Source organism: Nocardioides sp. SYSU D00038, from assembly GCF_016924665.1.
GTDB lineage: Bacteria > Actinomycetota > Actinomycetes > Propionibacteriales > Nocardioidaceae > Nocardioides.
Window position 1 is genome coordinate 1 of sequence record NZ_JAFFJT010000024.1, and the last position, 26,545, is coordinate 26,545.

At 73.1% G+C, this 26,545-nt stretch carries 23 protein-coding genes, 1 tRNA gene and 1 pseudogene; 19 read left to right on the forward strand and 6 right to left on the reverse strand.

The window, feature by feature from the left end:
- A pseudogene (locus tag JT721_RS13625) lies at positions 1-376 on the reverse strand (hypothetical protein); the annotation flags it as partial.
- A 223-nt stretch (positions 377-599) separates the two neighbouring features.
- Between JT721_RS13625 and JT721_RS13630 the strand changes: the two are divergent.
- Both JT721_RS13630 and JT721_RS13635 read left to right on the forward strand, forming a co-directional pair.
- Positions 600-1,085 (forward strand): CarD family transcriptional regulator, encoded by a 486-nt coding sequence (locus JT721_RS13630; protein WP_205473710.1) that lies wholly within the window; start codon positions 600-602, stop codon positions 1,083-1,085.
- Positions 1,086-1,182: 97 nt separating this feature from the next.
- Complete coding sequence (locus tag JT721_RS13635; RefSeq protein WP_205473713.1) at positions 1,183-1,761, forward strand: 2-C-methyl-D-erythritol 4-phosphate cytidylyltransferase; 579 nt, start codon at positions 1,183-1,185, stop codon at positions 1,759-1,761.
- Positions 1,762-1,767: 6 nt separating this feature from the next.
- Here JT721_RS13635 and JT721_RS13640 read toward each other — a convergent pair whose 3' ends face one another.
- Positions 1,768-2,442, reverse strand: a complete 675-nt coding sequence (locus tag JT721_RS13640) for a 2-C-methyl-D-erythritol 4-phosphate cytidylyltransferase (RefSeq protein WP_205473715.1) — start codon at positions 2,440-2,442, stop codon at positions 1,768-1,770.
- A gap of 181 nt (positions 2,443-2,623) precedes the next feature.
- On the opposite strand from JT721_RS13640, the gene nirD reads away from it, so the two are divergent.
- A complete protein-coding gene (gene nirD / locus JT721_RS13645; protein ID WP_205473718.1) occupies positions 2,624-2,986 on the forward strand; it encodes a nitrite reductase small subunit NirD in 363 nt (120 codons plus the stop codon).
- Position 2,987: 1 nt separating this feature from the next.
- On the opposite strand, the gene ispF is transcribed toward nirD, so the two are convergent.
- Positions 2,988-3,494: a 2-C-methyl-D-erythritol 2,4-cyclodiphosphate synthase gene (ispF, locus tag JT721_RS13650; protein ID WP_205473996.1), complete on the reverse strand. Its 507-nt coding sequence runs from the start codon at positions 3,492-3,494 to the stop codon at positions 2,988-2,990.
- A 47-nt stretch (positions 3,495-3,541) separates the two neighbouring features.
- Between ispF and JT721_RS13655 the strand changes: the two genes are divergently transcribed.
- The 11 genes from JT721_RS13655 to JT721_RS13705 all read left to right on the forward strand — a co-directional run bounded on the left by JT721_RS13655 (position 3,542) and on the right by JT721_RS13705 (position 18,131).
- Complete coding sequence (locus tag JT721_RS13655; RefSeq protein ID WP_205473721.1) at positions 3,542-5,134, forward strand: molybdopterin-dependent oxidoreductase; 1,593 nt, start codon at positions 3,542-3,544, stop codon at positions 5,132-5,134.
- Positions 5,135-5,160: 26 nt separating this feature from the next.
- Positions 5,161-6,558 carry a cysteine--tRNA ligase gene (cysS, locus tag JT721_RS13660; protein WP_205473723.1) on the forward strand — a complete coding sequence of 466 codons (1,398 nt, stop codon included), beginning with the start codon at positions 5,161-5,163 and terminating at the stop codon, positions 6,556-6,558.
- Positions 6,558-7,505, forward strand: coding sequence for a 23S rRNA (guanosine(2251)-2'-O)-methyltransferase RlmB (gene rlmB, locus JT721_RS13665; protein ID WP_205473726.1), 948 nt, complete (start codon positions 6,558-6,560; stop codon positions 7,503-7,505). Before cysS ends, rlmB begins: the two co-directional genes overlap by 1 nt.
- Positions 7,502-9,025, forward strand: a complete 1,524-nt coding sequence (locus JT721_RS13670; RefSeq protein ID WP_307828050.1) for a metallophosphoesterase — start codon at positions 7,502-7,504, stop codon at positions 9,023-9,025. Before rlmB ends, JT721_RS13670 begins: the two co-directional genes overlap by 4 nt.
- 111 nt (positions 9,026-9,136) lie before the next feature.
- Positions 9,137-10,639 carry an ABC transporter substrate-binding protein gene (locus JT721_RS13675; protein WP_205473729.1) on the forward strand — a complete coding sequence of 501 codons (1,503 nt, stop codon included), beginning with the start codon at positions 9,137-9,139 and terminating at the stop codon, positions 10,637-10,639.
- Between the two features lie 92 nt (positions 10,640-10,731).
- Entirely contained in the window at positions 10,732-12,222 is a 1,491-nt protein-coding gene (locus JT721_RS13680) for an ABC transporter substrate-binding protein (protein ID WP_205473731.1), read from the forward strand.
- 1 nt (position 12,223) lies between these two features.
- The gene (locus JT721_RS13685; protein ID WP_205473733.1) at positions 12,224-14,251 is read left to right on the forward strand and encodes an ABC transporter permease; all 2,028 of its coding nucleotides are present in this window, start codon (positions 12,224-12,226) and stop codon (positions 14,249-14,251) included.
- The gene (locus JT721_RS13690) at positions 14,232-15,080 is read left to right on the forward strand and encodes an ABC transporter ATP-binding protein (RefSeq protein WP_205473736.1); all 849 of its coding nucleotides are present in this window, start codon (positions 14,232-14,234) and stop codon (positions 15,078-15,080) included. Before JT721_RS13685 ends, JT721_RS13690 begins: the two co-directional genes overlap by 20 nt.
- The gene (locus JT721_RS13695; protein ID WP_205473738.1) at positions 15,077-15,787 is read left to right on the forward strand and encodes an ABC transporter ATP-binding protein; all 711 of its coding nucleotides are present in this window, start codon (positions 15,077-15,079) and stop codon (positions 15,785-15,787) included. The genes JT721_RS13690 and JT721_RS13695 overlap by 4 nt, the downstream gene beginning before the upstream one ends.
- Positions 15,784-17,571, forward strand: coding sequence for a choice-of-anchor P family protein (locus tag JT721_RS13700; protein WP_205473740.1), 1,788 nt, complete (start codon positions 15,784-15,786; stop codon positions 17,569-17,571). The genes JT721_RS13695 and JT721_RS13700 overlap by 4 nt, the downstream gene beginning before the upstream one ends.
- On the forward strand, positions 17,571-18,131 hold the full coding sequence (locus tag JT721_RS13705) for a hypothetical protein (protein ID WP_205473742.1): 561 nt from the start codon (positions 17,571-17,573) through the stop codon (positions 18,129-18,131). The genes JT721_RS13700 and JT721_RS13705 overlap by 1 nt, the downstream gene beginning before the upstream one ends.
- Before the next feature lie 135 nt (positions 18,132-18,266).
- Here JT721_RS13705 and JT721_RS13710 read toward each other — a convergent pair whose 3' ends face one another.
- Positions 18,267-20,126, reverse strand: a complete 1,860-nt coding sequence (locus tag JT721_RS13710; RefSeq protein ID WP_205473745.1) for a glycoside hydrolase family 13 protein — start codon at positions 20,124-20,126, stop codon at positions 18,267-18,269.
- Positions 20,123-20,566, reverse strand: coding sequence for a redox-sensitive transcriptional activator SoxR (gene soxR / locus JT721_RS13715; RefSeq protein ID WP_205473749.1), 444 nt, complete (start codon positions 20,564-20,566; stop codon positions 20,123-20,125). The genes JT721_RS13710 and soxR overlap by 4 nt, the downstream gene beginning before the upstream one ends.
- 103 nt (positions 20,567-20,669) lie before the next feature.
- Here soxR and JT721_RS13720 point away from each other — a divergent pair, with 103 nt between their 5' ends.
- Positions 20,670-21,395 (forward strand): SDR family NAD(P)-dependent oxidoreductase, encoded by a 726-nt coding sequence (locus JT721_RS13720; protein ID WP_205473751.1) that lies wholly within the window; start codon positions 20,670-20,672, stop codon positions 21,393-21,395.
- A 160-nt stretch (positions 21,396-21,555) separates the two neighbouring features.
- Positions 21,556-21,631, forward strand: a tRNA-Thr gene (locus tag JT721_RS13725).
- A 21-nt stretch (positions 21,632-21,652) separates the two neighbouring features.
- On the opposite strand, the gene pdxY is transcribed toward JT721_RS13725, so the two are convergent.
- The gene (gene pdxY, locus JT721_RS13730) at positions 21,653-22,504 is read right to left on the reverse strand and encodes a pyridoxal kinase PdxY (protein WP_205473754.1); all 852 of its coding nucleotides are present in this window, start codon (positions 22,502-22,504) and stop codon (positions 21,653-21,655) included.
- A gap of 274 nt (positions 22,505-22,778) precedes the next feature.
- On the opposite strand from pdxY, the gene JT721_RS13735 reads away from it, so the two are divergent.
- From JT721_RS13735 to JT721_RS13745, 3 genes are read left to right on the forward strand one after another with little or no spacing between them, the layout of a single operon-like run.
- Entirely contained in the window at positions 22,779-24,425 is a 1,647-nt protein-coding gene (locus JT721_RS13735; protein WP_307828053.1) for a GMC family oxidoreductase N-terminal domain-containing protein, read from the forward strand.
- Position 24,426: 1 nt separating this feature from the next.
- Positions 24,427-26,001, forward strand: a complete 1,575-nt coding sequence (locus JT721_RS13740; RefSeq protein ID WP_205473756.1) for a succinic semialdehyde dehydrogenase — start codon at positions 24,427-24,429, stop codon at positions 25,999-26,001.
- 46 nt (positions 26,002-26,047) lie between these two features.
- Positions 26,048-26,536, forward strand: coding sequence for a cupin domain-containing protein (locus JT721_RS13745; protein WP_205473759.1), 489 nt, complete (start codon positions 26,048-26,050; stop codon positions 26,534-26,536).
- Positions 26,537-26,545: the final 9 nt, after the last annotated feature.

The following is a 26,545-nucleotide window of genomic DNA, read 5'->3' on the forward strand; positions in this document are numbered from 1 at the left end:
GCTGGCCGGCGATGTTGCGGGTGGCCTCGAGCGCGGCCCGGGCGGCCGCCGCCGACTGGGCGGCGTCCGGCGGCGGGGCGGTCGCCGGAGGGGCGGCCGGTGCCGGGGGGTCGGCGGGGCCCTCGGTGGGCGGGACGGCGCTCTGCGGCCGCTCGGCAGGCTCGGCGGCAGGCTCTGCGGCAGCCTCCCGAGTCGCCGGTGCGGCCCCCTCGGCGGGCTCCCCGTCCGGCCGGGGCAGCGGTTCGCCGCGGACGGCGGCGGCCCACTCCGCCTCGGTGGGCCGGTCGCCGCGGGCCGGGGTGTCGGACGGGGCTGGTGGGGCGCCAGAGGTCTCGTCGGCGGCGGACTTGCGGCGCCAGGGACGCATCGAGGGCATGCCCCGCAGTATCGGGCACGGGGTCGAACCCGCGTGCCATTCCGCGCCGTCACCTGCGGTTTCCCGGGTGGCAGCGGGCAGCCGGGAGGGTCGCCCGGAAGGGTGCCCACCACACGGCATCCGGAGTTGTCAAGTGCCGAACCGGCCTCTGACCTGCGAAAACGTCGATTCCGCTTCCTGAGAGGCGTGTTAGAATGGTGGTCTAGGAAGGGGAACTTCACATATGACTTTCACCGTAGGCGAGACGGTCGTTTACCCGAACCACGGCGCCGCCGTCATCGAGGACATCGAGATGCGGACCATCAAGGGAGAGGACCGGCAGTACCTCGTTCTGCGGATCGTCGCCCAGCAGGACCTCGTGGTCCGGGTGCCGGCCTGCAACCTCGACCTGGTGGGCGTCCGCGACGTCGTCGACAAGGAGGGCCTCGACCGCGTGTTCGACGTCCTCCGGGCCGCGCACGTCGAGGAGCCGACCAACTGGTCGCGTCGCTACAAGGCGAACCTCGAGAAGCTCCACAGCGGTGACGTGATGAAGGTGGCCGAGGTCGTCCGCGACCTGTGGCGCCGCGAGCGCGACCGGGGCCTGTCGGCCGGTGAGAAGCGGATGCTGGCGAAGGCGCGCCAGATCCTCGTCTCCGAGCTGGCGCTGGCCGAGAGCACCAACGAGGACAAGGCCGAGGCCCTCCTCGACGAGGTGCTCGCCTCCTGAACACCCCGACCGGTCGCTGAGCCGACCGGTCCGACGAGACCCCCGGGGGCCGACCCCCGGGGGTCTCGTGCGTCCGGGGCCCACCTAGGTTGAGGTCATGGACGTCGAGACGGTCCCGGCGCTGGGCACCGTGGTCGAGCAGGAGCGCGGCTCGCTGCCGTTCGAGCTCGTCCACGGCGAGGCGCTGGTGGCCTGCGCTGCCTGGGCGCTGGGCGACGCCGGCGTCACGGCGGTCGACCTCGGCACCGGCTGGGACGCGCTGGTGGCCGCCGGCGAGCCGTTCGTGCTCCACGACGCCCTGTGCCCGATGACCCCCGCCGGCTTCGTCGCCGCCTGCGTCGAGCGGGCGGTCGCGGCCGACGTCGTGGTGGTCGGCGTGCGCCCGGTGACCGACACCGTCAAGCTCCTCGGCCCCGGCGACCCGCCGGTGGTCGGCGAGACCGTCGACCGCGACGCGCTCACCGCGGTCGCCTCGCCGGTGGTGCTGCCCGCCTCGGTGGTGTCATCGCTCGACGGCCTGCCCTCCCTCGACTTCGCCGTGCTGGTGGCCGCGCTGGCCGCCCGGTTCCCGGTGGAGGCCGTCCCGGCGCCGGCGGAGGCGCGCCGGGTGACCTCGGTCGACGACGTCCGGGTGCTCGAGGCCCAGACCCGGCCCGGTGGCGGCCCCCCGCGCTGAGGCGGCTCAGTCGGCCAGGGACAGCGCGGTGACGAGGTCCTCGGCGAAGGTCACCTTGAGGTTGCCCGGGTGGCCGGGCACCGCGACCACGCGCAGGTCGGTGTAGCGGGCCAGGCAGCCGGCGGTGTCGGTGGCCTCGAAGCCGTCGCGCGCCGCCGCGCGGTGCGCGGCCAGGAGCGGACCCGCCCGGAACGCCTGCGGCGTCTGCACCGCGACCAGCCCCGGCCGGGCCGCGGTCAGGTCGGCGCACACCACCCCCGTCAGCGGTACGGCGGGGATCGCGCCGCCGTGGGCCCGGGCGGCCGCGATCGTGGCGGCGTACGACGCCGGGCCGGCCAGCGGCCGGGCCCCGTCGTGGATCGCGACCACGTCGACCTCGCCCGCGCCGATCCGCGGCGCGAGGGCCTCGACGGCGGCGCGCTCGGAGGCGTGGCGGGTGGCGCCGCCGGCGACCAGCAGCAGCTCGCGGTCGCCGAGGTGGGGGGCCAGGTCGGCGGCGACGGCGTCCTCCTCGCCGGGCCGGGCGACCACGACGACCTCGGCCACGTCGGGCACCGCCAGCGCGACCCGCAGCGACCGGGCGAGCACCGAGGTCGTGCCGACGGGCAGCAGCACCTTGTTGACCTCGGCGCCGACCCGGGTGCCGGAGCCGGCGGCGAGGATCACGAGCGCGGCGGGCACCGCTGCACCGTACCCGAGCCGCGCGGCCCACGAGGCGGGCCGTGAGGGAGCGTTTTCACGGCTGTTACACGGCGGGCCGGCCGCGAAACGCGCCCCGAACAGGCGCTGCCTAGCGTCTGCGGCAGCGAGAGGAGGCTCGGATGCCACTGCTGTCGTCGCCGGTCGGCCCGGACCGGGCGCCGTGACGCGCCGGCACCCGGCCCGCGAGGAGTGGCAGGCGGTCTGCCGGCTCGCCGAGCTCGAGGTCGAGCGGGGCGTGACGGCGCTGGTGCACGGGCAGGCGATCGCGATCTTCCGGGTGCTCGACGACGCCGTCTACGCGCTGGGCAACCACGACCCGTTCGCCAAGGCCTCGGTGCTGGCGCGCGGGATCGTGGGGCGCCGCGGCGACGTGCCGTTCGTGGCCTCGCCGGCTCACAAGCACGCCTTCGACCTGCGCACCGGGCGCTGCCTCGACGACGTGCACGTCGCGGTGCCGGCCTACGACGTCAAGGTGGTCGACGGCGTCGTGCTCGTCGGCCACCGCAAGAGCGTGGCCGCCTAGGTCACCCGGCCTGTGGCGCCTGCTCCACCACCAGGGCGGTCGCGATCGCCGCGACGCCCTCGCCGCGGCCGGTCAGCCCGAGGCCGTCGGTGGTGGTGGCCGACACCGACACCGGCGCGCCGACGGCGGCGCCGAGCGCGGCCTCCGCCTCGGCACGGCGCCCGCCGAGCCGGGGGCGGGTGCCGACGACCTGCACCGCGACGTTGCCGACTGCGAAGCCGGCGGCCCGCACCCGCGCGGCGGTCTCGGCCAGCAGGGCCGCCCCCGACGCTCCCGCCCAGGCGGGGTCGTCGGTGCCGAAGTTCGACCCGAGGTCGCCCAGCCCCGCCGCCGAGAGCAGGGCGTCGCAGGCGGCGTGGGCGGCGACGTCGGCGTCGGAGTGGCCGGCCAGCCCCACCGGCTCGTCGGGCCAGGCCAGCCCGGCCAGGAACATCGGGCGGCCCTCGACGAGGCGGTGCACGTCGGTGCCGACACCGACGCGGAAGGCGGGGATGGTCACGGTCCGCATCATGCCCGAGTGGGCGGGCCGGGCCCGGCCTGCGTCACAATCGAGGTATGCAGCCCTCCCCGCGGGCGTGGTCGCTGGCCGGCCTGCTCTCCGGCGCCGCCGGTGTGGCGGTCAGCTACGCCACCGCGTCGCTGATGGGCATCCGGGAGTCGCCCGTCGTGGCGGTCGCGGAGGGCGTCATCCGGCTCACCCCCGGACCCGTCGCCGAGGCCGCCATCGACGTGCTCGGCCACTGGGACAAGCCGGTGCTGGTGGTCGGCATCCTGGCGGTCGCCGGCTGGGTGCTGGCGTGGACCGGGCGGCTGGCCCGCCGCAGCTGGTGGGCGCCCGCCCTGGTGCACCTCGCCCTGGCGGTGGTCGGGATCGTGGCCGTGGTAACGATCCGCGGCACCACCACCGTCGACACGGTGCCGGTGGTGCTGGGCTTCGTGACCTGGCTGGTGGTGCTCGCGCTGCTCACCGAGCCGCTGCGCCGCGGCGAGGCGGGCCCCGACGCCGACGGTCGCGACGAGCCGGTCGACGCCTCGCCCGACGTACCGGACTTCGCGCTGCCCGTGCGGCCCGGCCCCGAGCACGACCGCCGCTCGTTCCTGGTGCGGGCCGGGCTGGTCACGTCGGCCGCCGCCGTGGCCGGCGTGGTCGGGCGCTACGCCGGCGGCCGGCGCCGCCACGTCGAGCAGACCCGGCGGCTGCTGCGGCTCGACCAGGTCACCCAGCCGACGGTGCCGCCCGGCGCCCGGCTCGAGGTGAGGGACCTGCCGCCGTGGCAGACGCCGAACGAGGACTTCTACCAGATCGACACCGCGCTCGTGGAGCCCGCGATCGAGCCGAGCGACTGGACGCTGCGCATCCACGGCCTGGTCGACCGCGAGCTCACGCTCACCTATCCCGAGCTGATCGCGCGCCGGTTCACCGAGGCCTGGATCACGCTCAACTGCGTCTCCAACCCCGTGGGCGGCCCGCTCATCGGCAACGCGTGGTGGAGCGGGGTGCGGATCGCCGACGTGCTGCGCGAGGTCGGCGTCGACCCGTCCGCCGACGCGGTGCTGCAGACCTCCGACGACGGGTGGACCTGCGCCACGCCGCTGGCCGCGCTCACCGACGACCGCGACGCGATGCTGGCGGTGGCGATGAACGGCAAGCCGCTGCCGATCGAGCACGGCTTCCCGGTGCGGATGGTGGTGCCGGGCCTCTACGGCTACGTCTCGGCGACCAAGTGGCTGGTCGACCTCGAGGTGACCCGCTTCGACCGGGTCGAGGCGTACTGGACCGAGCGCGGCTGGGGCGAGCAGGGGCCGGTGAAGATGTCGTCGCGGGTCGACGTGCCGCGCTCCGGGGCCAGCGTGCCGGCGGGCGAGGTGACGCTGGCCGGGGTGGCCTGGTCGCAGCACACCGGCATCGAGCGCGTGGAGGTCTCGGTCGACGGCGGCGAGTGGCTGCCGGCCGAGCTGGCGGCGGTGCCGAGCCAGGACACCTGGGTGCAGTGGACCGCGCGCGCCGACGTCGAGCCCGGCGACCACCTGGTGCAGGTGCGCGCCGTCGACAGCACCGGCACCGTGCAGACCGGGGTCGAGCGCGACGTCCTGCCCGACGGCGCCACCGGCTGGCACAGCACCGACTTCACCGCCGAAGACGCGTAGCGGCCGGTCGTCCATAGACTGGACCGGTGACGTTCCGGCTCTACGACACCCAGACCCGCGAGGTCCGTGACTTCGTGCCCCTCGAGGAGGGCAGGGCGGGTGTCTACGTGTGCGGCCTGACCGTGCAGTCCGAGCCCCACGTGGGCCACATCCGCTCCGGCGTCGCCTTCGACGTGCTGCGCCGCTGGCTGACCCACCGCGGCCTCGAGGTCACCTTCATCCGCAACGTCACCGACATCGACGACAAGATCCTCGCCAAGGCCGCCGAGCAGGGCCGGCCCTGGTACAACCTCGCCTACGCGATGCACCGCGAGCTCGACCGGGCCTACGCCGCGCTCAACGTCGCGCCGCCCACCTACGAGCCGGGTGCCACCGGGCACGTGCCCGAGATGGTCGAGCTGATCGAGCGGCTGGTCGAGCGCGGCCACGCCTACGCCGCCGACGACGGCTCCGGCGACGTCTACTTCGACGTCCGCTCCTGGCCGTCCTACGGCGAGCTCACCTCCCAGCGCATCGACGACATGGAGGCCGCCCAGGACGCCGACCCGCGCGGCAAGCGCGACCCCCGCGACTTCGCGCTCTGGAAGGGGCGCAAGGACTCCGAGCCCGAGAGCGCCTCGTGGCCCAGCCCCTGGGGCCGCGGCCGCCCGGGCTGGCACATCGAGTGCTCGGCGATGGCCGGCAAGTACCTCGGCACCGCGTTCGACATCCACGGCGGCGGCGTCGACCTGCGCTTCCCCCACCACGAGAACGAGCAGGCCCAGTCGCGCGCGGCCGGCCACGCGTTCGCGTCGTACTGGATGCACAACGCGTGGATCACCACCGCCGGCGAGAAGATGAGCAAGTCGCTGGGCAACAGCCTCACCGTCCCGGCCGTGCTGCAGCGCTACCGCGGCGTCGAGCTGCGCTTCTACGTCGTCGCCGCCCACTACCGCAGCCACGTCGAGTTCTCCTTCGAGGCGCTCGACGAGGCGGCCCAGGGCTTCCGCCGGATCGAGAACTTTCTCGACCGGGCCGGCGCGACCGGCGACGCCCCGGCCGAGCTGCCGGAGCCGTTCGTGGCCGCGATGGACGACGACCTCGGCACGCCGGCCGCGGTCGCGGTGGTCTACGACGCCGTGCGCGAGGGCAACCGGCTGCTGGCCTCCGGCGAGGACGCCGCCGCGCTGGCCGGGCAGGTCCGGGCGATGCTCGACGTGCTCGGCCTCGACCCCGCAGACCCGGCCTGGCCCGGCAGCGGCTCCGGCGACGACGCCCGGCTGACCCAGGCCGTCGACGTGCTCGTCGGCGGACTGCTGGAGGAGCGCACCCGGGCCCGCGCCGAGAAGGACTTCGCGGCCGCCGACGCCATCCGCGACCGGCTCAAGGACGCCGGGATCGAGATCGAGGACACCCCCACCGGACCGAAGTGGAGCATCTCCTGATGCCAGGCAACAGCCAGCGCAAGGGCTCGATCCGCAAGAGCAGCAAGAAGCCGACCGTGGGCAGCGGCGGGCGGGTGCGGCGAGGCCTGGAGGGCAAGGGCCCCACGCCCAAGGCCAAGGACCGGCCCAACCACAAGGCCTACAAGGCCGCGCAGCGCACCGAGAGGGGCGGCGCGCCGCGCCCGCGCAAGCGCCCCGGCGGCGACGTCGAGTGGGTGGCCGGGCGGAACTCGGTGGTCGAGGCGCTGCGCGAGGGCGTCCCCGTGACGACCCTCTACGTCGCCGAGGGCGCCGAGCGCGACGGCCGGCTGCGCGAGGCGTTCCAGCTCGCCGCCGACAGGGGCGTCAGCCTGCTCGAGGTCGGCCGCCACGAGCTCGACCGGATGACCAGCGGCGCCGTCCACCAGGGGCTGGCGGCCAAGGTCCCGCCGTACGAGTACGCCCACCCCGACGACCTGCTCGAGCGGGCCGAGGAGCTCGGCGAGCCGCCGCTGCTGCTCGCGCTCGACCAGGTCACCGACCCCCGCAACCTCGGCGCGGCGGTGCGCAGCGCCGCGGCGTTCGGCGCCCACGGGGTGGTCGTGCCCGAGCGTCGGGCCGCCGGGATGACCGCCGCCGCCTGGAAGACCAGCGCCGGCGCGGCCGCCCGGATCCCCGTCGCCCAGGTGACCAACCTGGTGCGCGCGCTCAAGGACCTCCAGGACGCGGGCTGCATGGTGATCGGGCTCGCCGCCGACGGCGAGGTCGACCTGCCCGCCCTCGACCTGGCCGACGGCCCGCTGGTCGTGGTCGTCGGCTCCGAGGGCAACGGCCTCTCCCGGCTGGTGGCCAGCACCTGCGACCAGCTGGTCTCCATCCCGATGGCCAACCAGGTGGAGTCGCTGAACGCCGGCGTCGCCGCCAGCGTCACCCTCTACGCGATCGCGCAGGCCCGGACGGCGCGGTGACCCGTCGGGTGCTGCGCCTGACCAGCCGACTGACCCTGCTCACGGTCTCGTGGGTCGCGGTGAGCCTGCTGTGCGCGATGGTGCTCTTCCTCGGCAGCAGCCGCGCGATCAACGTCGCCAGCCACGACGCCGAGATCCGGCCGACGTTCACCGGCCGGGTGGTGGTGCACACCGGTCCGGTGCTGCCCGACCTGCGGGTCGGCACCGGCAGTCGGTTCGGCGTCGACGTGCGCCTCGACAAGACCGACGCGGCGTCGACCAACGCGCTGGTCCAGCGCTACGGCCTCATCGCCAGCCAGCCCGAGGCGGTGCGGGAGCGGCTGTCGTCGGCGGTGGTCGACATGGCGATCGACGCGCTGGTGCGCGGGGCCGCGCTCGGCCTGGTGCCGGTGCTGCTCTGGGTGCTGGTCGGACGGCGCCGGCGCCGGGAGCTGCTCGTGGGGGTCGCGACCCCGCAGGGGGCCGGCGTCGTGCTGCTGGTGCTGGTCGTCGGGGTCGGCCTGTGGGCGCCGTGGGCGCCGAGCGACCCCAAGGTCGACGAGGGCCGCGACTGGATGTCGCTGGGCGAGTTCCTCGGGCCGGCCGTCCCGCTGCCCGCGGGCCTCGACGGGGTCGAGGTGCGCGGCGACGTCACCACCGCCCAGACCCGCCGCCTGGTCGAGAGCGCGATCGACACCTACGACAAGAGCAAGCAGTTCTACGCCACCGCGGCCGAGGAGGCCGCCGACCTGGTGCTGCGCGTGCCGGCCGACGACGAGACCGTCGTGGTGCTCGTCTCCGACCGCCACGACAACATCGGCATGGACGCCGTGGCCCGGGCGGTCGGCGACGCCGCCGGCGCGACCGCGGTCTACGACGCCGGCGACGACACCTCGACCGGCAAGCCCTGGGAGGGCTTCTCGCTCGACTCGCTCGACGCCGCCTTCGGCGACGAGCCCTACGCCGGCAACCGCTGGGCGGTGCCGGGCAACCACGACCACGGCGACTTCGTGGGCAGCTGGCTGGCCGACCGCGGCTGGACGGTGCTCGACGGGGAGGTGGTCGACGGCCCCGGCGAGAGCCGGCTGCTCGGCGTCGCCGACCCCCGCTCCAGCGGGCTGGGCAACTGGCGCGACGAGACCGGCCTGACCTTCGGCGAGGTCGCCGAGCGGCTCGCCGACGCCGCCTGCGCCGCCGACGAGGACGGCGACCGCGTCGGCACCCTGCTGGTCCACGACGCCAACCTCGGCGAGGAGGCGCTGGCCCGCGGCTGCACCGACCTGGTGCTGGGCGGCCACACCCACGTGCGCTCCGGCCCCGAGGCGGTCGTCGGCACCAACGGGCGCACCGGCTACAGCTACACCACCGGAACGACCGGCGGGGCGGCGTACGCCATCGCGATCGGCAGCAAGCTGCGCCGCGCGGCCTCCATCAGCCTGGTCACCTACGCCGACGGCCGGCCGGCCGGCGTGCAGGAGGTCGTCCTCCAGACCAACGGCGCCTTCGAGGTCGAGCCGTACGTCGCGCTCGCGCTCGACTGAGCGGGGCCCCTGGGACCGGGGCTTGACGCTGTGGTGCCCGTCACCTTTCGATGGGGGCGTCGTTGGAACTAGTACTCGTTCTAGTTTTCTGCTCCGGAGGCTTCCGTGCTCGTGCCCGCCCAGCCCCGCCGCCCCGCTCGGGGCGCCACCCGTCGCGGTGCCGGCCTGCTCGCAGCGGGGCTGGTGCTCGTCCTCGCCGCCTGCGGCTCGCAGCTCGACCCCGACACGATCGCCGGTGCCAACGGCGGCACCGGGGGCTCGCAGGGCGGGCTGGTCCCGGGCGTCGACCCCGGCACCGGCACCACCGACCCGGGCACCGGCACGGTCGACCCCGGCACCGGCGGCACCGGCACGACGGGCGGCACCGGCACCACCGGAGGCACCGGCAGCACCGGCGGCAGCGGCGGCTCGTCGGGCGGCTCGGGCGGCAGCACCAGCGGCGGGGGCGACAACGCCGCCGGCGGCGGCACCAAGCCCGGCAGCTGCGAAGGCTTCAAGAACCAGACCGGCGTGACCGACGACTTCATCACCATCGGCAACGCCTCCGACATCGCCGGACCGGTGCCCGGCCTCTTCGAGGCCGCACAGGACGCGGTGAAGGCCTACGTCGCCTACTTCAACCAGACCAGCGAGATCTGCGGGCGCAAGCTCAAGCTCAACACCTACGACTCCAAGACCGACGCCTCGGCCGACCAGCAGGCCTACACCCGCGGCTGCGACGAGGTCTTCGCGATGGTCGGGTCGCAGTCGGCGTTCGACTCCGGCGGCGCGGCCACGGCGCAGGGCTGCGGGCTGCCCGACATCCGCACCGCCTCGGTCACGGTCGAGCGCAGCAACTGCAACACCTGCTTCGGCGCCCAGTCCGTCAAGACCGGCGAGCACCAGAACGCCGTGGCCGACTTCGTGCTGAAGAACTACAAGAGCTCGGCCCAGAAGGCCGCCTTCCTCTACATCGGCGCCGGCGCCGCCGCGCAGAACGCCGTCGCCCAGGCGCGGGCGATGGAGAAGCGCGGGATGAAGTTCCCGGTGGTGCAGGCGATCGACGTCGCGGAGTTCAACTACGCGCCGTTCGTGCAGCAGCTGAAGGACAAGAAGATCGAGGTGGTCTTCTGGACCGGCGCCTACCAGCAGTCGGTGCGGCTGCGGCAGACCATGCAGCAGCAGGGCTACGAGCCGAAGCTCTACCTGCGCGACCCCACCGACTACATCCCCGAGTACGTGTCGAGCGGTGGCAGCGCCGTCGACGGCACGGTCGTCTTCACCAACTTCGTGCCGTTCGAGGAGGTCTCGAGCAACAAGGAGCTCAGCCTCTACCTCGGCTGGCTGCAGCAGGTGCGACCCGGCGCCAAGCCCACCTTCATGGGGGTCTTCGCCTGGTCGGCCGCGCGGCTCTTCGTCGAGAGGGCGATCGCGCTGGGCGGCAAGCTGACGCGGGCCGCGATGGTCGACGCGATCAGGAAGACCGACAAGTGGACCGCCAACGGACTGCACTCGCCCCAGCGCGTCGGGCCCAAGCGCACCGGTGACTGCTGGCGGTTCATCAAGCTCCAGGGCGGCAAGTGGAGCCCGGTGGGCGGCAAGAACTACACCTGCAACGGCACGACCACCGTCTAGGGGTTCGGACCGAGGGTGTGGCCCAGATCACGGAGATGTGGTTTGCTCAGGTGATCAATGCAACGTGTTCTAGTTTTGACCGGAGGCAGGTCATGGGGCGCCTGGCACGACGTGGACGGCTGGTGTCGTCGGTGGGGGGCATCGTTCTCGCGCTGACGCTGGCGGCCTGCGGCTCGCAGCTCGACCCCGCCGACGTCCGCACCACCGGCGCCGGCACCACCGCCGAGGGCGGCGACGGCCTGCCGGGGGGCGAGGTGCCGGGGGTCGACCCGGTCACGGGCGCCGACACCGGTTCGGGCACCGGCACGGGCAGCGGCACCGGGACGGGCAGCGGCACCGGGACGGGCAGCGGCTCGGGGTCCGACTCGGGGTCCGGCTCCGGCAGCGGCGGGGGTGAGCAGGGCGGCGGCGACAACGCCGCGGGCGGCGGGGTGAAGCCGGCGAGCTGCGACGGCTTCGCGGACGGGCAGCCCGGCATCAGCAAGGACAAGATCGTCATCGCCAACGTCTCCGACATCTCCGGCCCGGTGCCGGGCATCTTCGAGTCGGCCCAGCAGGCGACCCGCGCCTACGCGGCGTACTTCAACGCCAGCAGCGACATCTGCGGCCGCAAGCTGGAGGTGCAGCTCCTCGACTCGCGGGCCGACGCCGGCGCCGACCAGCAGGCCTACAGCAAGGCCTGCGCCGACGCCTTCGCCGCGGTCGGCTCGATGTCGGCCTTCGACTCCGGCGGCGCCCGGACGGCGTCCGGCTGCGGCCTGCCGGACCTCCGGTCCACCTCGGTCAACCCCGAGCGGGCGCAGTGCTCGACCTGCTTCAGCACCCAGGCGGTCAACAACAGCCTGGTCCCGAAGGTGGTGCCCGACTACTTCACCAAGAACTACAAGGACGCCACCCAGCACGCCGCGCTCTTCTACATCAAGGCCGGCGCGTCGCCGCCCAACGCCGAGCGGTTCCGCACCGCCTGGACCAAGGCCGGCTGGAAGATCGACATCTTCCAGGGCATCGACGTCTCGGAGTTCAACTTCGCGCCCTTCGTGCAGCAGATGAAGGAGAAGGGCATCAAGCTGGTGACCTACCTCGGTCCCTACCAGAACACCGTCAAGTTCCAGCAGGCGATGCAGCAGCAGAGCTTCAAGCCCGAGGTCTACTTCCAGGACGCCACGATCTACGACGCCGGCTACGTCGAGCAGGCCGGCAGCCTCGGCAACGGCACGTTCGTCTACTCCTCCACCGACCTGTTCGACAACGCCGGCAACAAGGAGATGGCGCTCTACCGGTCCTGGCTCAACCAGGTGAAGCCCGGGGCGGTGCCGAACTACTACGGCCTCTACGCGTGGTCGGCGGCGCGGCTCTTCGTCGAGACCGCGCTGAAGCTCGGTGGCAAGCTCAACCGCGCCGCCATGGTCAACGCCCTCAAGGGCGTGAAGGGCTGGACGAGCAACGGTCTGCACGTCCCCCAGCAGGTGGGGGCGAAGACGACCTACAACTGCGCGGCGATCATCCGCCTCAACAACGGCAAGTGGTCCAAGGTCTCCCCGGGCGGCTACATGTGCGGTCAACTCATCAACGCAGGAGGCTGACGTGTTCGACCTGGGCAAGTTCCTGGCGTTCACCATCCCCGGCCTGTTCTCGGGGGCGGCGTACGCCATCGCCGCCAGCGGCCTCGTCCTGACCTACTCGACCACCCGGGTGTTCAACATCGCCCACGGTGCGTTCGGGATGGTCTTCTCGTTCTTCTTCTGGGACTTCAGCGTCCGCCAGGGCATCAACGAGTGGCTCTCCCTGGCCCTCGTCGTGCTCGTGGTGGCACCCGCGGTGGGCTGGGCGATCCAGCGCTTCATCGCGCGGGGTCTCGGCGAGGGACCGGTCAGCGTCTCGCTGGTCGTCACCGTCGGCCTGCTGGTCGGGTGCATCGGGTTCGCGACCCAGGTCTACAAGCCCGAGGCGCGCACGGTGCCGCCGTTCTTCGCCGACTCGAAGCCGATCGAGATCGGCGAGGCCTCGGTGACCTACCACCAGCTGATCACGATCCTGGCCTCGGTCGCGGTGGCCGCCGGCCTCTACGTGCTGCTCAACCGCACCCGGATCGGCACCGCGATGCGGGCCTCGGTCGACAACCCCGACCTGCTCAAGCTCTTCGGTGGCAAGCCCGACCAGGTGGCCGCGCTCGCCTGGGCGATCGGCATGTCGCTGGCCGCCCTCGGCGGCATCCTGCTGGTCTCGGTGGTCGGTCTCGACTACTACGCGCTGACGCTGCTGGTGGTCAACGCCTACGCCGCTGCGATGCTCGGCCGGCTCAAGAGCCTGCCGCTGACCTTCGCCGGCGGGATGGGCCTGGGCCTGCTGTCGTCGTACGCCGTGGGCTACTTGCCCACCGACGGCGTGCTCAGCAAGGTGGGCGGCATCGTGCCCGCCCTGTTCCTCTTCGTCGTGATGATCGCTATGCCCCAGGCCCAGCTGCGCATCGGCCAGGTCAAGGGCATGGTCTCGGCGCCGCTGCCGTCGTTCGAGAAGGCCGCGGGGTCCGGCCTCGGCCTGCTGGTCCTCACCGCACTGCTCGCCGGCGCCTTCTCGGAGGCCAACCTGCTGCTGGTCGGCACCGCCGCGACCTACGCGATGGTGATGCTGAGCCTGGTGCTGCTCACCGGCTACGGCGGCCACGTGTCGCTGGCCCAGTTCACCTTCGCGGGCGTCGGCGCGCTCGCCTACGCCAAGCTCGACCAGCCCAACCTGGTCGGCCTGGTGCTGGCCGGGCTGGTGGCCGCCGGGGTCGGCGCCCTGGTCGCGCTCCCGGTGCTGCGGCTCACCGGCCTCTACCTCGCCCTGGCCACGCTGGCGTTCGCCAACATCATGGACAAGCTGGTCTTCCAGGACGAGCGGGCGTTCGGGTTCAACGGCGCCCTCACCGCCGAGCGCCTCTCGCTGCTCGGCCTCGACATCTCCACCACCGGCAAGTACGTCGTGGTGATGGTGCTGTTCTTCGTGGTGATGGGCTGGGGCCTGCTCGCGCTGCGCCGCGGCTCGCTCGGCCGGATCCTGATCGCGATGCGCGACAGCCCGGCCGCCTGCGGCACCCTCGGCCTCGACATGCGGTGGTTCCGGGTGGGGCTGTTCGCGATGTCGGCCGGCATTGCGGGCGTGGCCGGCGGCCTGTTCGCCGGGCTCCGCGGCACCATCGGCGCCTCGGACTTCCAGTTCTTCAACAGCCTGCCGCTGCTGCTGCTCGCGGTGGTCTTCGGCGTCACCTCGGTGAGCGGGGCGCTGCTGGGCGGGGTGGGCCTGATGCTGCTCAACAACAACCCCGACCTGGCCCCGATCATCTTCGTGATCATCGGCTTCGGCGCGGTGCTGCTGGCCAAGGACCCCAACGGCCTGGCCAACCAGCTGTTCCGGGTCGGCCGGCTGCTCGCGGACCGGTTCGGTCCCCGGATCATGGCCAGCCTGCCGGCGCTGCCGAGCAGCGGCCGGGCCGACGGCCTGGATCCGACCGCCGGTTCCGCGTCACGGGACGACGACTCGCTCGTTGATGTGACAGGGGACACGTCCGCGGCACCAGGCCGGGGACCCGACGTGGAGGAGGTGGCGACACATGTCGCTCCTCGAGGTTGACCACGTCGTCGTGCAGTTCGGCGGCGTCACCGCCGTCAACGAGGCCTGCTTCACGGCCGAGGAGGGCCGGGTGACCGGCCTGATCGGCCCCAACGGCGCCGGCAAGACCACGTGCTTCAACGTGATCAGCGGACTGCAGAAGCCCACTCGCGGCAAGGTGCGGTTCGACGGCCGCAACGTCTCCAGCATGCCGGTGCACCGGCGCTCCAAGCGCGGTATCGGCCGCACCTTCCAGCGCCTCGAGGCGTTCGGCTCGTTGACCGTGCGCGAGAACGTCCGGGTGGCGCACGACATCGCCCAGGGCGTGCTCGGGCTGGTGCGGCCCAGCAAGGGCGACGTCGACGCGCTGCTCGAGCGGGTCGGCATCACGGCGTACGCCGACGAGCGCGCCGACTCGATCCCCACCGGCACCGCCCGGCTGCTCGAGCTGGCCCGCTGCCTGGCCGGGGACCCCAAGCTGCTGCTGCTCGACGAGCCGTCCTCGGGCCTCGACGAGACCGAGACCGACGTCTTCGGCGACCTCCTCAAGGAGCTCGCCGCCGAGGGGCGCGCGATCCTGATGGTCGAGCACGACATGGACCTGGTGATGAGCGTCTGCGACGAGATCCACGTGCTCGACTTCGGCTCGGTGATCGCCTCCGGCGGCCCGCAGCTGGTGCGCAACGACCCGGCCGTGCAGAAGGCCTACCTGGGCTACTCCGACCTCGACGACGACGTCCACCACGGAGCGTCCGGGTCGTCGGCCGAGCAGACCCACGTCGACCTGCCGGCGGTCGAGCAGACCCAGCAGGTGCCGATGGTGCCCACGAGCGGGGAGGCCCGGCCATGAGCGGGGTCCCGATCCTGGAGGTCTGCGACGTGCACGCCGCCTACGGGCGGATCGAGGTGCTGCGCGGCGTCGACCTGACCATCCCCAAGGGGGCGGTGATGGCGCTGCTCGGGCCCAACGGCGCCGGCAAGTCCACGCTGACCAAGATCATCTCCGGGCAGAAGAAGCCGACCTCGGGCGACGTCCACCTCGGCGGGGTCAACGTCCACGGCGCCGGTGCCGAGGACCTCGCCCGGGTCGGGCTGTGCACGATCCCCGAGGGCCGCTCGGTCTTCCCCAACCTCACGGTCGAGGAGAACCTCCAGCTGATGTCCTACGCCGGGGTCTCGGCCGAGGCGGTCAAGGAGACGGCGTTCGCCTACTTCCCGCGGCTCTCCGAGCGCCGCCACCAGCTGGCCGGCACCATGTCGGGCGGTGAGCAGCAGATGCTCGCGATGTCGCGGGCGCTGACCTCCGACCCCGCGCTGCTGATCCTCGACGAGCTCTCGATGGGCCTCGCCCCGCTGATCGTCGACGAGCTCTACGACACCGTGGCCCGGATCGCCGAGTCGGGTGTCTCGATCCTCTGCATCGAGCAGTTCGCCCGCACCGCGCTGCGGGTCTCCGACTACGCGGCCGTGATGACGGGTGGCCGGGTCGTCGCCACCGGTGAGCCGGAGGAAGTGATGGAAACCATGTCCGACGTGATCCTGGGAGGTGCCGCATGAGGCGCCCTGACCACTCTCTCGTGCGCCCCCTCGCGCGCCCCCTCGCGCGCCCCCTCGCGCGCACCGCGCCCGTCCTCGCCGCCGGCCTGCTGGCCTCGGTGCTGCCGTTCGCGGCCGCCGGCCCGGCCGTCGCCGACGAGGAGGCCGCGGCCTCGACGTACGCCGGCTACAGCGGCGCCGCGACCTCCGCCCCGGTCAAGGTGGAGATCTACGAGCCGACGATCCCGATCCCGGCGAACCCGCAGCTGGAGCTGATGTTCGGCTACTCCCGGGTGACGGCCGACAGCTCGAGCACCAAGGGTCGGGCCTCGTGGATGTGGCCCGGCGACCCGGTGGGCGAGGGCCTCAAGACCTTCATCGAGCAGCTCGGGCTCCCGGCCGCGCTCGGCCAGTTCGGCTACCCCGTGCAGGTCAACTCCGCCTTCCCCGCCGGTCCCGAGAAGGACGACCAGGAGTACCTCCCGGGCATGGTGATGCGCACCGAGTCGGGTGAGGGGAGGACGGTGGCCTCCACCGGCTTCTCGCCCGACAGCGACGTCCCGCCCTCCGACGAGGAGGTCGCGGGCCCGGGCGCTGCCGCCGGCGGCGGCAACCCCGTGCAGCAGCTGCTCGACGGGCTCGGCCTCGGCGGCGCCGCGGGTGGGAAGGACAAGCCGGCCGGCTCGGCCTCCGGTCCCGCGGCCAACCCCGTGACCAACCCGGTGACCAACCCGGTGACCAACCTGGTCGGCCAGGTGCTCGGCGGCCTCTCCGGCCAGGCCGCTGCCAAGGCCGAGGGTCCGGGCGTGCCGCTGCCGATGGGTGCCCTCGTCGACCTCAACGGCTACGTGTCGACGTCGAAGTCGGTCAACGACGGGAAGTCGGTCACCACCTCGTCCCGCGCGATGGTGGGTGACCTCCGGCTGCTCGCCGGCATCGTGACCCTGAGCGGCTTCGACTCCACCGCGGTCGCGACCAGCGACGGCGAGAAGGCGACCGGGTCGGGCAAGGCGTCGTACGGCACGATGACGATCGCGGGCCAGAAGTTCCGCTTCGGCCCCGACGGCGTCGAGTTCGCCGGCAAGCCGGCCCCGATCCCGGGGCTGCCCGACGCCCCGCTCAAGGCGCTGGAGAAGCTCGGGCTGAAGATCACCCAGCCCAAGCCGGTCTACGAGGTCGACGGCGCCAAGGCCACCAGCACCGTGGCGGGCCTGGTCATCGACCTCGACACCGCGCCGCTGACCAAGCTGCTCAACACCCAGATGCTCAACCAGATCCTGGCGCCGATCGTCAAGCAGCTGCCCAACGACCTCGGCCCGATCAAGTCGGCCCTCGGCGCGCTGGGCAACCTGGCCCCGCGGATCGTGATCACGGTCGGCGGCGCCAAGGCCTCGGTCGAGACCGTCGACGCGCTGCCGATGCCCGAGACCCCGACCACCGACCCCGGGACGCCCGGCGGCGACGGCGGCGACGGCGGCGAGGGCGACGGCGGCACCGGCGGCGGTGGTGCCGGCAGCGGCACCGGCACCTCCGGCAGCCTGCCCCCGGCCAGTGGTGGCATCGACGGCGGCACCGGCACCGCGGGAGGTGACACCGGCGTCTCCGAGGACGTCACCCCGGTGGCGGCCAGCCCGGGCCTGCCCGAGCTGTTCTCGATCCCCGGTGCGCTGCTGTTCGGCGGGATCGCCGGCGCGGCGCTCGTGGGCAGCTACGTGAGACGGATGGGCCTGCTCGCCCTCGGCGCCGGCGGCGCCTGTCCCCACGGCCTCGACAGCGGCCTCCCCGACCTCCGAAAGGTGGACTGATGACCAGCGTCCCCACCACTCCCGCCAGCGGCAGCCGGATGGGCGCGGGCACCGCGTCGCTGCCGCGTGCCGGTCGCTCCTCGGGCGCGGCCCCCCTGAAGAACAACCACTACCAGCTGCTCCAGGTGGTGCTGTTCTGGGCCGGCGCGGTGCTGCTGCCGCTCGGGTTGGTCGTCATCGTGCTCGGCTGGTACGGCGCCGCGAACACGCCGTACCAGTACGACCAGCTGTCCTACCTGGTCTCCGGCGGCCTGCTCGGCCTCGGCCTGACCTTCGTCGGTGGCTTCCTCTACTTCGGGGCCTGGCTGGCCCGGATCGCCGCCGACCAGCGCGAGTCGTCGAAGCGCCTGGCCGACACCCTGCTGGTGCTCGCCGACGTGACCTCGCGGGCCGCGGCGCTGAGCGACCAGGGCGTCGACACCGACGCCCTGCCGGTGACCGCGGGCGGTGGCACCACGGTGCACCGCCGCGACTGCTCGCTCATCGCCCACCGCGACGACCTCGCCCCCGCCGGCGCCGACCGCGCCGGCCTCACCCCCTGCCGGGTCTGCCGCCCCTGATCCGTCCCCGCCGAGTCGTGGGGTCGGGCACGCCGGGAAAGACGCCCCCCCCGCCCGCGGGCCCCCCCCCCCCCCCCCCCCCCCCGCCGCGGCTTTCCCCCCCCCCCCCCCCCCCCCCCCCCCGCCGCGACCGGGTCAGAGGTGCCAGAGCCAGAACCCGGGGGAGTCGGCGGCGGGGAGGGTGACGACGCCGTCGTCGGCGACCAGGTCGGGGGTGCCGGCGCTCGGCTCGGTCGCGAGGACCAGCCGCCCGTCGGCGAACCCGAGCGGGCCGGCGGGCAGCCGCACCGCGGGGCCGGCCGCGCGCCGGGCCGCGGCCAGCAGCGAGCCCGACGGGTGCTCGCGCAGCCACACCAGCACGTCGTCGTCGACGTGCACCCAGCGCAGCCCGCCGCGCCGCAGGGCCGGGTGGTCGCGACGGGCCGCGGCCAGCGCGGCGTACGTCGCCAGGGTCTCGCGGTCCCAGCGATCGGGGTGCTCCCACGGCATCGGGCGGCGGGAGTCCTCGCCGAGCACTCCCTCGAGGCCGATCTCGTCGCCGGCGAAGACCATCGGCACGCCCGGCAGGCCGAACTGGAGCCCGGCCGCGACCCGGTGGACGGCCGGGTCGAGCACCACGGTGCGGATCCGGGCGCTGTCGTGGGAGCCCAGGATGTTCCACGACGCCGACGCCGAGTGCCAGCCGTAGCGGCCCTGCCACTCCGCCAGCGCCCGCTGGGTGGCCGGCCCCGACCGGCGCGGCACCGCGAGCGGGCGTCCGAACGGGCGGGCCGGGGAGTCGGGGTGGCGCAGCCACGACCACACCGGCCAGGAGAACCCGGAGTAGTTCATGGTGCCGTGCCAGCCGTCGCCGTCGATGTCGCGCGAGGCGTCGTGGTTGTGCTCGCCGATGACCAGCGCGTCCTCGCGCTCGGCGACCGCGGTGCGGCGTACGACCCGGGCGACCTCGTGGTTGACGTCGATCGCGCCGAGCCGCCCGGTCATGTTGGCGACGTCGATGCGCCAGCCGTCCACCGAGAACGGCGGCCGCAACCACCGCGCGACCACGCTGTCGGGGCCCTCGACCATCGCGGCGCGCAGCGCGGGGTCGGCGTGGTTGAGCTTCGGGAGGGTGCCGTGGCCCATCCAGCACTCGTAGGTGCCGTCGGGGCGGAAGTAGTACCAGGAGCGGGTCGGCGAGCCCGGGTCGGCCTGCGCCGACACGAACCACTCGTGGGTGTCGCCGGTGTGGTTGGTGGTGAGGTCGCCGAGCAGGTGCCAGCCGCGCTCGTGGACCGCGGCGCTGAGCCGGGCGTACGCCTCGTCGCCGCCGAGCAGCGGGTCGACGCCGTCGAAGGTGGAGGCGTTGTAGCGGTGGTTGCTCTCGCCCGGGAAGACCGGCGTCGTGTACACGATCGAAGCGCCCACCTCGGCCAGGTGGTCGAGGTGGTCGACGACGCCGTCGAGGTCGCCGCCGTAGAGCTGCAGCGGGGTGTCGGGGTCGGAGCCCTCGAAGACCACGGGGTCGTCCCACTCCGCCGGCGTGGCCCAGCCCGGCACCTCGCGCTCGGCGGCGGCCGCGCTGCGCGCGAACCGGTCGGGGAAGACCTGGTAGACGACGCCGTCGCGCCCCCAGTCGGGGGCGAGGTCGTAGGTGGTGACCTGGAAGTCGAAGGCGTCCGGCCCGTCGTGCTCGACCACGCCGGCGGCGGTCAGCCAGCGCTGGGTGCCGTCGGGCGAGGCGACCAGGAAGCGGTAGTGGGTGACCGGGTTGTGCACCGGCAGCCGGCCGAGCCACCACACCGCGTGGTCGTCGCGCTCCACGACCGCGCACGGGTGGAACACCGGCTCGGCGTCGTACGTCGTGCGGATCCACACCGACTCGACGGGGTCACCGGGCCAGGTGCGCACCCGCACCTCGACCTCGCTGCCGAGCAGCGGCGTCTCCTCGAGGAGGTACGTCGGGGAGCCGTCGTGGTGGGGCCGGTGGAGCAGGTGGTCGCTGGGGTCCGTCATCGGGTCGCGCCCTCGGGTCGCAGCAGCACCGCTCCGGGTCCCTGGGCGGCGGCGACGTCGCCGGGGTTGAGCAGCGCGCAGCTGCGCAGGCTCAGGCAGCCGCAGCCGATGCACCCGTCGAGCCGGTCGCGCAGCAGCTCGATCCGCCGGATCTGCTCGTCGAGCCGCGGCCGCCAGGCCTTGCTGAGCCGGTGCCAGTCGCTCTTGGTAGGGGTGCGGCCGTCGGGCAGCGTCGAGAGCGCCGCCCCGATCTCCTCCAGGCTCAGCCCGACCTGCTGGGCGGTGCGGATGAACGCCACCCGCCGCAGCGTCGACTGCTCGTAGCGGCGCTGGTTGCCCGCCGTGCGCACCGAGGAGATCAGGCCGCGGTCCTCGTAGAACCGCAGCGCCGACGGCGCCACCCCGGAGCGCTCGGCCAGGTGGCCGATGGTGATCTGCATGCGTCCAGCCTCACCGACCGGCGGGGACGGCCTCAAGTCGGGTGGACTTTTGCGACGCGCACCACATCTAGAACACGTTCTAGTCGTGCGGTAGGTTGCCGCCATGCCAGACACCACCGCGCCCCGCGTCGTCGTCGTCACCGGAGCCGCCTCGGGCATCGGGTTCGCCACCGCCGAGCTGTTCCGCGACGAGGGGGCTACCGTCTTCGGCCTCGACATCGCGCCGACCGTTCCCGACGGGGTCACCTACGTGGAGTGCAACGTCGGGTCCAAGGAGTCGGTGGACGCCGCGATCGCCCGCTGCGCCGGGGGTGGCCGGATCGACGTGCTGGCCAACGTCGCCGGCATCGTGCAGTTCGGGCGCTTCGAGCAGATCAGCGAGGCGGAGTTCGACCGCGTGCACGCCGTCGACCTCAAGGGCCCGTTCCTCACCATGCAGGCGGCGCTGCCCCACCTCCGCGCGGCCGGCGGCAACATCGTCAACGTCTCGTCGGTCGCCGGCAACGTCGCCCAGCCCTACGCCACGGCGTACGCCGCCGCCAAGGGTGGGCTGACCCAGCTCACCAAGGCGCTGGCGCTCGAGCTCTCGCCCGAGAACATCCGGGTCAACGCGATCTGCCCCGGCACCGTCGACACCCCGATCGTGTCCCACGTCGCGAGCATCTTCCCGCCCGACCTCGACCCCCGCGTCGCCGACCGGTTGATGATGATGCTCCCCGGCCCGGCCATCGCGCCCGCCGAGATCGGCCAGGCCATCGTCTACCTCGCCTCGCCGGCCGCCCGGATGATCACCGGCGCCGTGCTGGCCTTCGACGGCGGCATGAGCTGAGGCCCGCCCCGGCGGCTCGAGTCCTCGCCGAGCCGTCGTTAATCAACGCCGGGTCGGCGTAGCACGGTGACAGCAAGCGCCGGGTCGGCGTGCTCGGACGTCGACAGGCGCCGGGTCGGCGAGACCAGGGCGCGCGCGCCTAGGATGACGGGCGCACCCGGCCGGTGTAGCTCAGTTGGTAGAGCGCCTCTCTTGTAAAGAGGATGTCGCGGGTTCGACTCCTGTCACCGGCTCCAGCCCAGTCGTCGGCCTAGTCGTCAGCGCAGCCGGCGCGCCTCGAACCGGGCGGGCGGGTCGGCGATGGCGTCCTGGGCGGCGACCAGCTGGATCTCGCGGGTGCCGGCCGCGATGGTGGCCTCGAGGATCGCGAAGACCGTCGACGTCGTGCGCACCAGGGCCGCCTCGGGGGAGCCGGTGGTGGTCAGGTGGGCGAGGTAGAGCGCGGCGGTGACGTCGCCGCAGCCGTTGGGCGCGATCGGCAGCAGCGGGGTGGTCACGGCCCAGGCGCCCTCGTCGGAGACGGCCACGACCTCCAGCGAGCCCTCGGGCACCTCGTCGTGGAGCACCGAGGTCACCAGCACCTGCCGCGGCCCGCGGTCGCGGACGACGTCGACCGCGGCCAGCACCTCGGCCACCGTGCGCGTCTCGGTGCCGGCGAGGAAGTCGAGCTCGAAGTGGTTGGGGGTCACGACGTCGGCCGCGGGGACGACGGTGTCGCGCATGAACTCGGGGATGCCCGGCCGCACGAACATGCCGCGCCCCACGTCGCCCATCACCGGGTCGCAGCAGTAGACGGCGTCGGGGTTGGCGGCCTTGACCTTCGCGACCGCGTCGAGCACGACCGCGCCCACCGCGGGGTCGCCCTGGTAGCCCGAGAGCACGGCGTCGGCCTGGCCGAGCACGCCGCGGTCCTCGATGCCAGCGATCACGTCGGCCACGTCGGCGGGCGCGAGCAGCGGGCCGCGCCAGGCGCCGTAGCCGGTGTGGTTGGAGAAGTGGACGGTGATCACCGGCCACACCTCGTGGCCGAGCCGCTGGAGGGGGAAGACCGCCGCGGAGTTGCCCACGTGGCCGTAGGCCACCGACGACTGGATGGAGAGGATCTGCACGGCCCCATCCTCGCAGGCCTCGCCGCCAGCTCGGAGCAGTCACTGGCTCTGGTCTCGTGACACGTCGCGGTCGCCGTCGCTCCGCTCCGGCGTCCGCCGACGCCCTCGTGACGCGTCGCGGTCGCCGTCGCTCCGCTCCGGCGTCCGCCGACGCCCTCGACCTCCTCGCTGGTCAGTGACCGCTCCTCGCAAGCTCGGAGCAGTCACTGGCTCGGACAACTAGAACACGTTACAGTTACGGCGATCTGTGGCTGGGGACACATTCCACCGGTATGTGAGCGAGCGAGGACGGCGAATGGCCAAGAAGTACAGCACCGAGGCGGACTACGTGGTCGTGGGCTCGGGCAGCTCCGGTGCGGCGGTCGCCGGCCGGCTGGCGGAGTCGGGGGCGAGCGTGATCGTGCTCGAGGCCGGCAAGTCCGACAACCAGTTCCTGGTGAAGAAGCCCGGGATGATCGGGCCGATGCACGCCGAGCCCAAGATCAAGGCGCTCAACGACTGGGGCTACTACTCGGTGCCGCAGAAGCACCTCCTCGACCGCAAGATGCCCACGCCCCGCGGCAAGGTGCTCGGCGGCTCGAGCTCGGTCAACGGCATGGTCTACGTCCGCGGCAACCGCGCCAACTACGACTCCTGGGCGGCCGAGGGCAACACCGGGTGGGACGCCGACAGCGTCAACGGGGCCTACCGCAAGATGGAGGACTTCGAGGACGGCGCCAACGAGTACCGCGGCGCCGGCGGTCCGATCCGGATCACCCGCAACAAGACGCCGCAGGAGGGCTCGCTGCAGTTCCTGCAGGCGACCGCCGACGTCACCGGCTGCGAGATCCTCGACGACTACAACGGCGCGTCCCAGGAGGGCGTCAGCCGGATGCAGCAGAACGCCGCCGACGGCCTGCGCTACAGCGCCTCGCGCGGCTACATCCACCACCTCGCGCCGCAGAGCCTCGAGGTGCAGACCCAGGTGCTGGTCACCAAGGTCAACATCGAGAACGGTCGCGCCACCGGCGTGCAGGTCACCGACAAGGACGGCACCACCCGGACCGTCCGCGCGGGCAAGGAGGTCATCCTGTCCGCCGGCTTCGTGGGCTCCGCCCAGCTGCTGATGCTCTCCGGGGTCGGCCACGCCCAGCACCTCAAGGACCACGGCATCCAGGTGCTGGCCGACCTGCCGGTCGGCGACAACCTCCACGACCACATGTTCCACGCGCTGACCTTCCACGCGACCTCGTCGCAGATGCGCGGCAACGCCTTCTTCTTCGCCAAGGGGGTGGCGAAGGAGGTGGTGCGCCCGGGCCGGACCTTCCTGGCCAACTCGGTCTTCGAGGTGCTGGCGTTCCTCAAGACCTCGCAGGCCACCAACAACGTGCCCGACCTCCAGCTGCACCTGCTGCCGTGGTCGTACGTCTCTCCCAACCAGGACGAGCCGATCCGCCACGAGGTCGACCCGCGCCCGGCCCTCACCGTGCTGACGACGCTGATCTACCCCAAGAGCCGCGGCACCCTGCGGCTGTCGTCGGCCGACCCCACGGCGGCACCGCTCATCGACTACCAGTACCTCGCCGAGTCGGCCGACCTCGACCTGCTCGTCGAGGGCTCCGAGCTGGTCCGCGAGATCTTCGCCGGCTCGGCGTTCAAGGGCGCGGTCAAGGGCGAGATCCACCCCGGCAACCAGCTGCGAGGCAGCGAGCTGCGCCAGGCGATCCTCAACCGGGCCACGTCGGTCTACCACGGCGTCGGCACCTGCCGGATGGGCGTCGACGAGCTGGCGGTCGTCACCCCCGAGCTCAAGGTCCGCGGCGTCGAGGGGCTGCGGGTCGCCGACGCCTCGATCATGCCGTCGATCACCGGCGGCAACACCAACGCGCCGGCGATCATGATCGGCGAGCGCGCGGCCGACCTGATCCTCGGGAGGGGCTGACATGACGATCGCCCCGCAGCGGCTGGCCCGCCCCGCCTCGATCACCGACCGGTTCCTCCAGGGGCTCGTGTCCCGGGTGCAGGGCTCGGCCGCCCCGCCCTGGCCGCTCACCGAGGTCTACACCGGCGAGGTCCTGGTCGACCTGCCGCAGTCGACGCCCACCGACATCGAGCGGGCTTTCGCGGCGGCCCGGGCGGCGCAGGTCGAGTGGGCGGCGCGCCCGCTCAGGGCCCGGCTGGAGGTGTTCAAGCGGGCGCACACGATCTTCCTCGACAACGCTCACCTCACCACCGACCTGATCCAGGTCGAGAGCGGCAAGAACCGCCGGATGGCGATCGAGGAGACCTGCGACCCGGTGATGGTGATGAGCCACTACCTCAAGCGGGCACCCAAGCTGCTGGCCCCGGTCAAGCGCGGCGGGCCGGTGCCGTTCCTCACCACCTCCACCGAGATCCGCCAGCCCAAGGGCGTGGTCGCGATCATCGCGCCGTGGAACTTCCCGTTCGCGACCGGCATCTCCGACGCGATCTCGGCGCTGATGGCCGGCAACGCGATCGTGCTCAAGCCCGACAACAAGACCGCACTCTCGCCGCTGCACGGCATCGCGATGCTCGAGGAGGCGGGGCTGCCGAAGGGACTGTTCCAGGTCGTCTGCGGCGAGGGCCCGGACGTCGGCCCGACGCTGATCGACAACGCCAACTACGTCATGTTCACCGGCTCGACGGCCACCGGCCGGGTGATCGGCGAGCGGGCCGGGCGCAACCTGATCGGCTGCTGCCTCGAGCTGGGTGGCAAGAACCCGATGCTCGTGCTCGAGGACGCCGACCTCGACGACGTCGTGCAGGGCGCGATCTTCGGCGCGTTCGGCAACACCGGTCAGATCTGCATGCACATCGAGCGGATGTACCTCCCCGAGTCGCGCTACGAGGAGTTCAAGGCGAAGTTCGTGGCGGCCACCGAGGCGCTCGACGTGCGGGCGGCGTACGACTTCGGGCCCGACCTCGGGTCGCTGGTCTCGCCCGACCACGTGGAGCGGGTCAAGGCGCACGTCGACGACGCCGTCGCCAAGGGCGCGACCGTGCTCACCGGCGGTCGGCCCCGTCCCGACCTCGGCCCGGCGTTCTTCGAGCCCACCATCCTCGAGGGGGTCACCACCGAGATGCTCTGCGGCGTCACCGAGACGTTCGGGCCGGTGGTGGCGCTGCACCCCTACCGCACCGTCGACGAGGCGGTGGCGCTGGCCAACGACACCGACTACGGCCTCAACGCCTCGGTCTGGGGCGGCGACGTCGAGGCCGCCGCGGCCGTGGGTCGACGGATCGAGTCGGGCAACGTCAACATCAACGACATCCTGGCCACGGCCTTCGCCTCCAAGGGCACGCCGTCCGGTGGGGTCAAGCAGTCCGGCGTCGGGGCCCGCCACGGCGACCAGGGGCTGCTCAAGTACACCGACGTGCAGAACCTCGCAGTGCTCAAGAAACAGGTGATGGGCGCCCGCCCGGGCCAGGACTACGACGCCTACGTCAAGGGGATGCTCGGCGGGCTGCGGATGATGCGGCGCACCCGGATCCGCTGACCGGCAGCTCCTGACCGGCGGCGCCGGTAGGTGGCAGGGTGGGCGCATGTCGCTGCTGCACCGGCCGTACCCGCCCGACACCTACCACGGCGAGACGGGGGAGGTGAGCGCGTGGCTGCGCTCCTCCGGGGAGCCGGCCGACGTCACCTACCGCTCCGGCGGCACCTGCGAGTACCTCGCGACCGGTGACCGCACCGAGGGCCGCTTCGGCCTCTACCGCTGGACCTTCGGCGACGAGGAGACCGGCCCCGCCCCGCACTTCCACCGCTCGATCTCCGAGCAGTTCTACGTCCTGTCCGGCGAGGTCCGGCTCTACGACGGCGCCGGCTGGGTCACCGCGCGGCCGGGCGACTTCCTCTACGTCCCCGAGGGCGGCCGGCACGGGTTCCGCGGCGGGGGCGGCGCCTCGATGCTGCTGATGTTCGCGCCGGGCGGACCGCGCGAGGACTACTTCGAGACCCTGGCCCGGGGCGAGGAGATGACCGAGGAGCAGCGCGCGGAGTTCATGGTCCGCCACGACACCTACTGGGTCTGAGGACCGCAG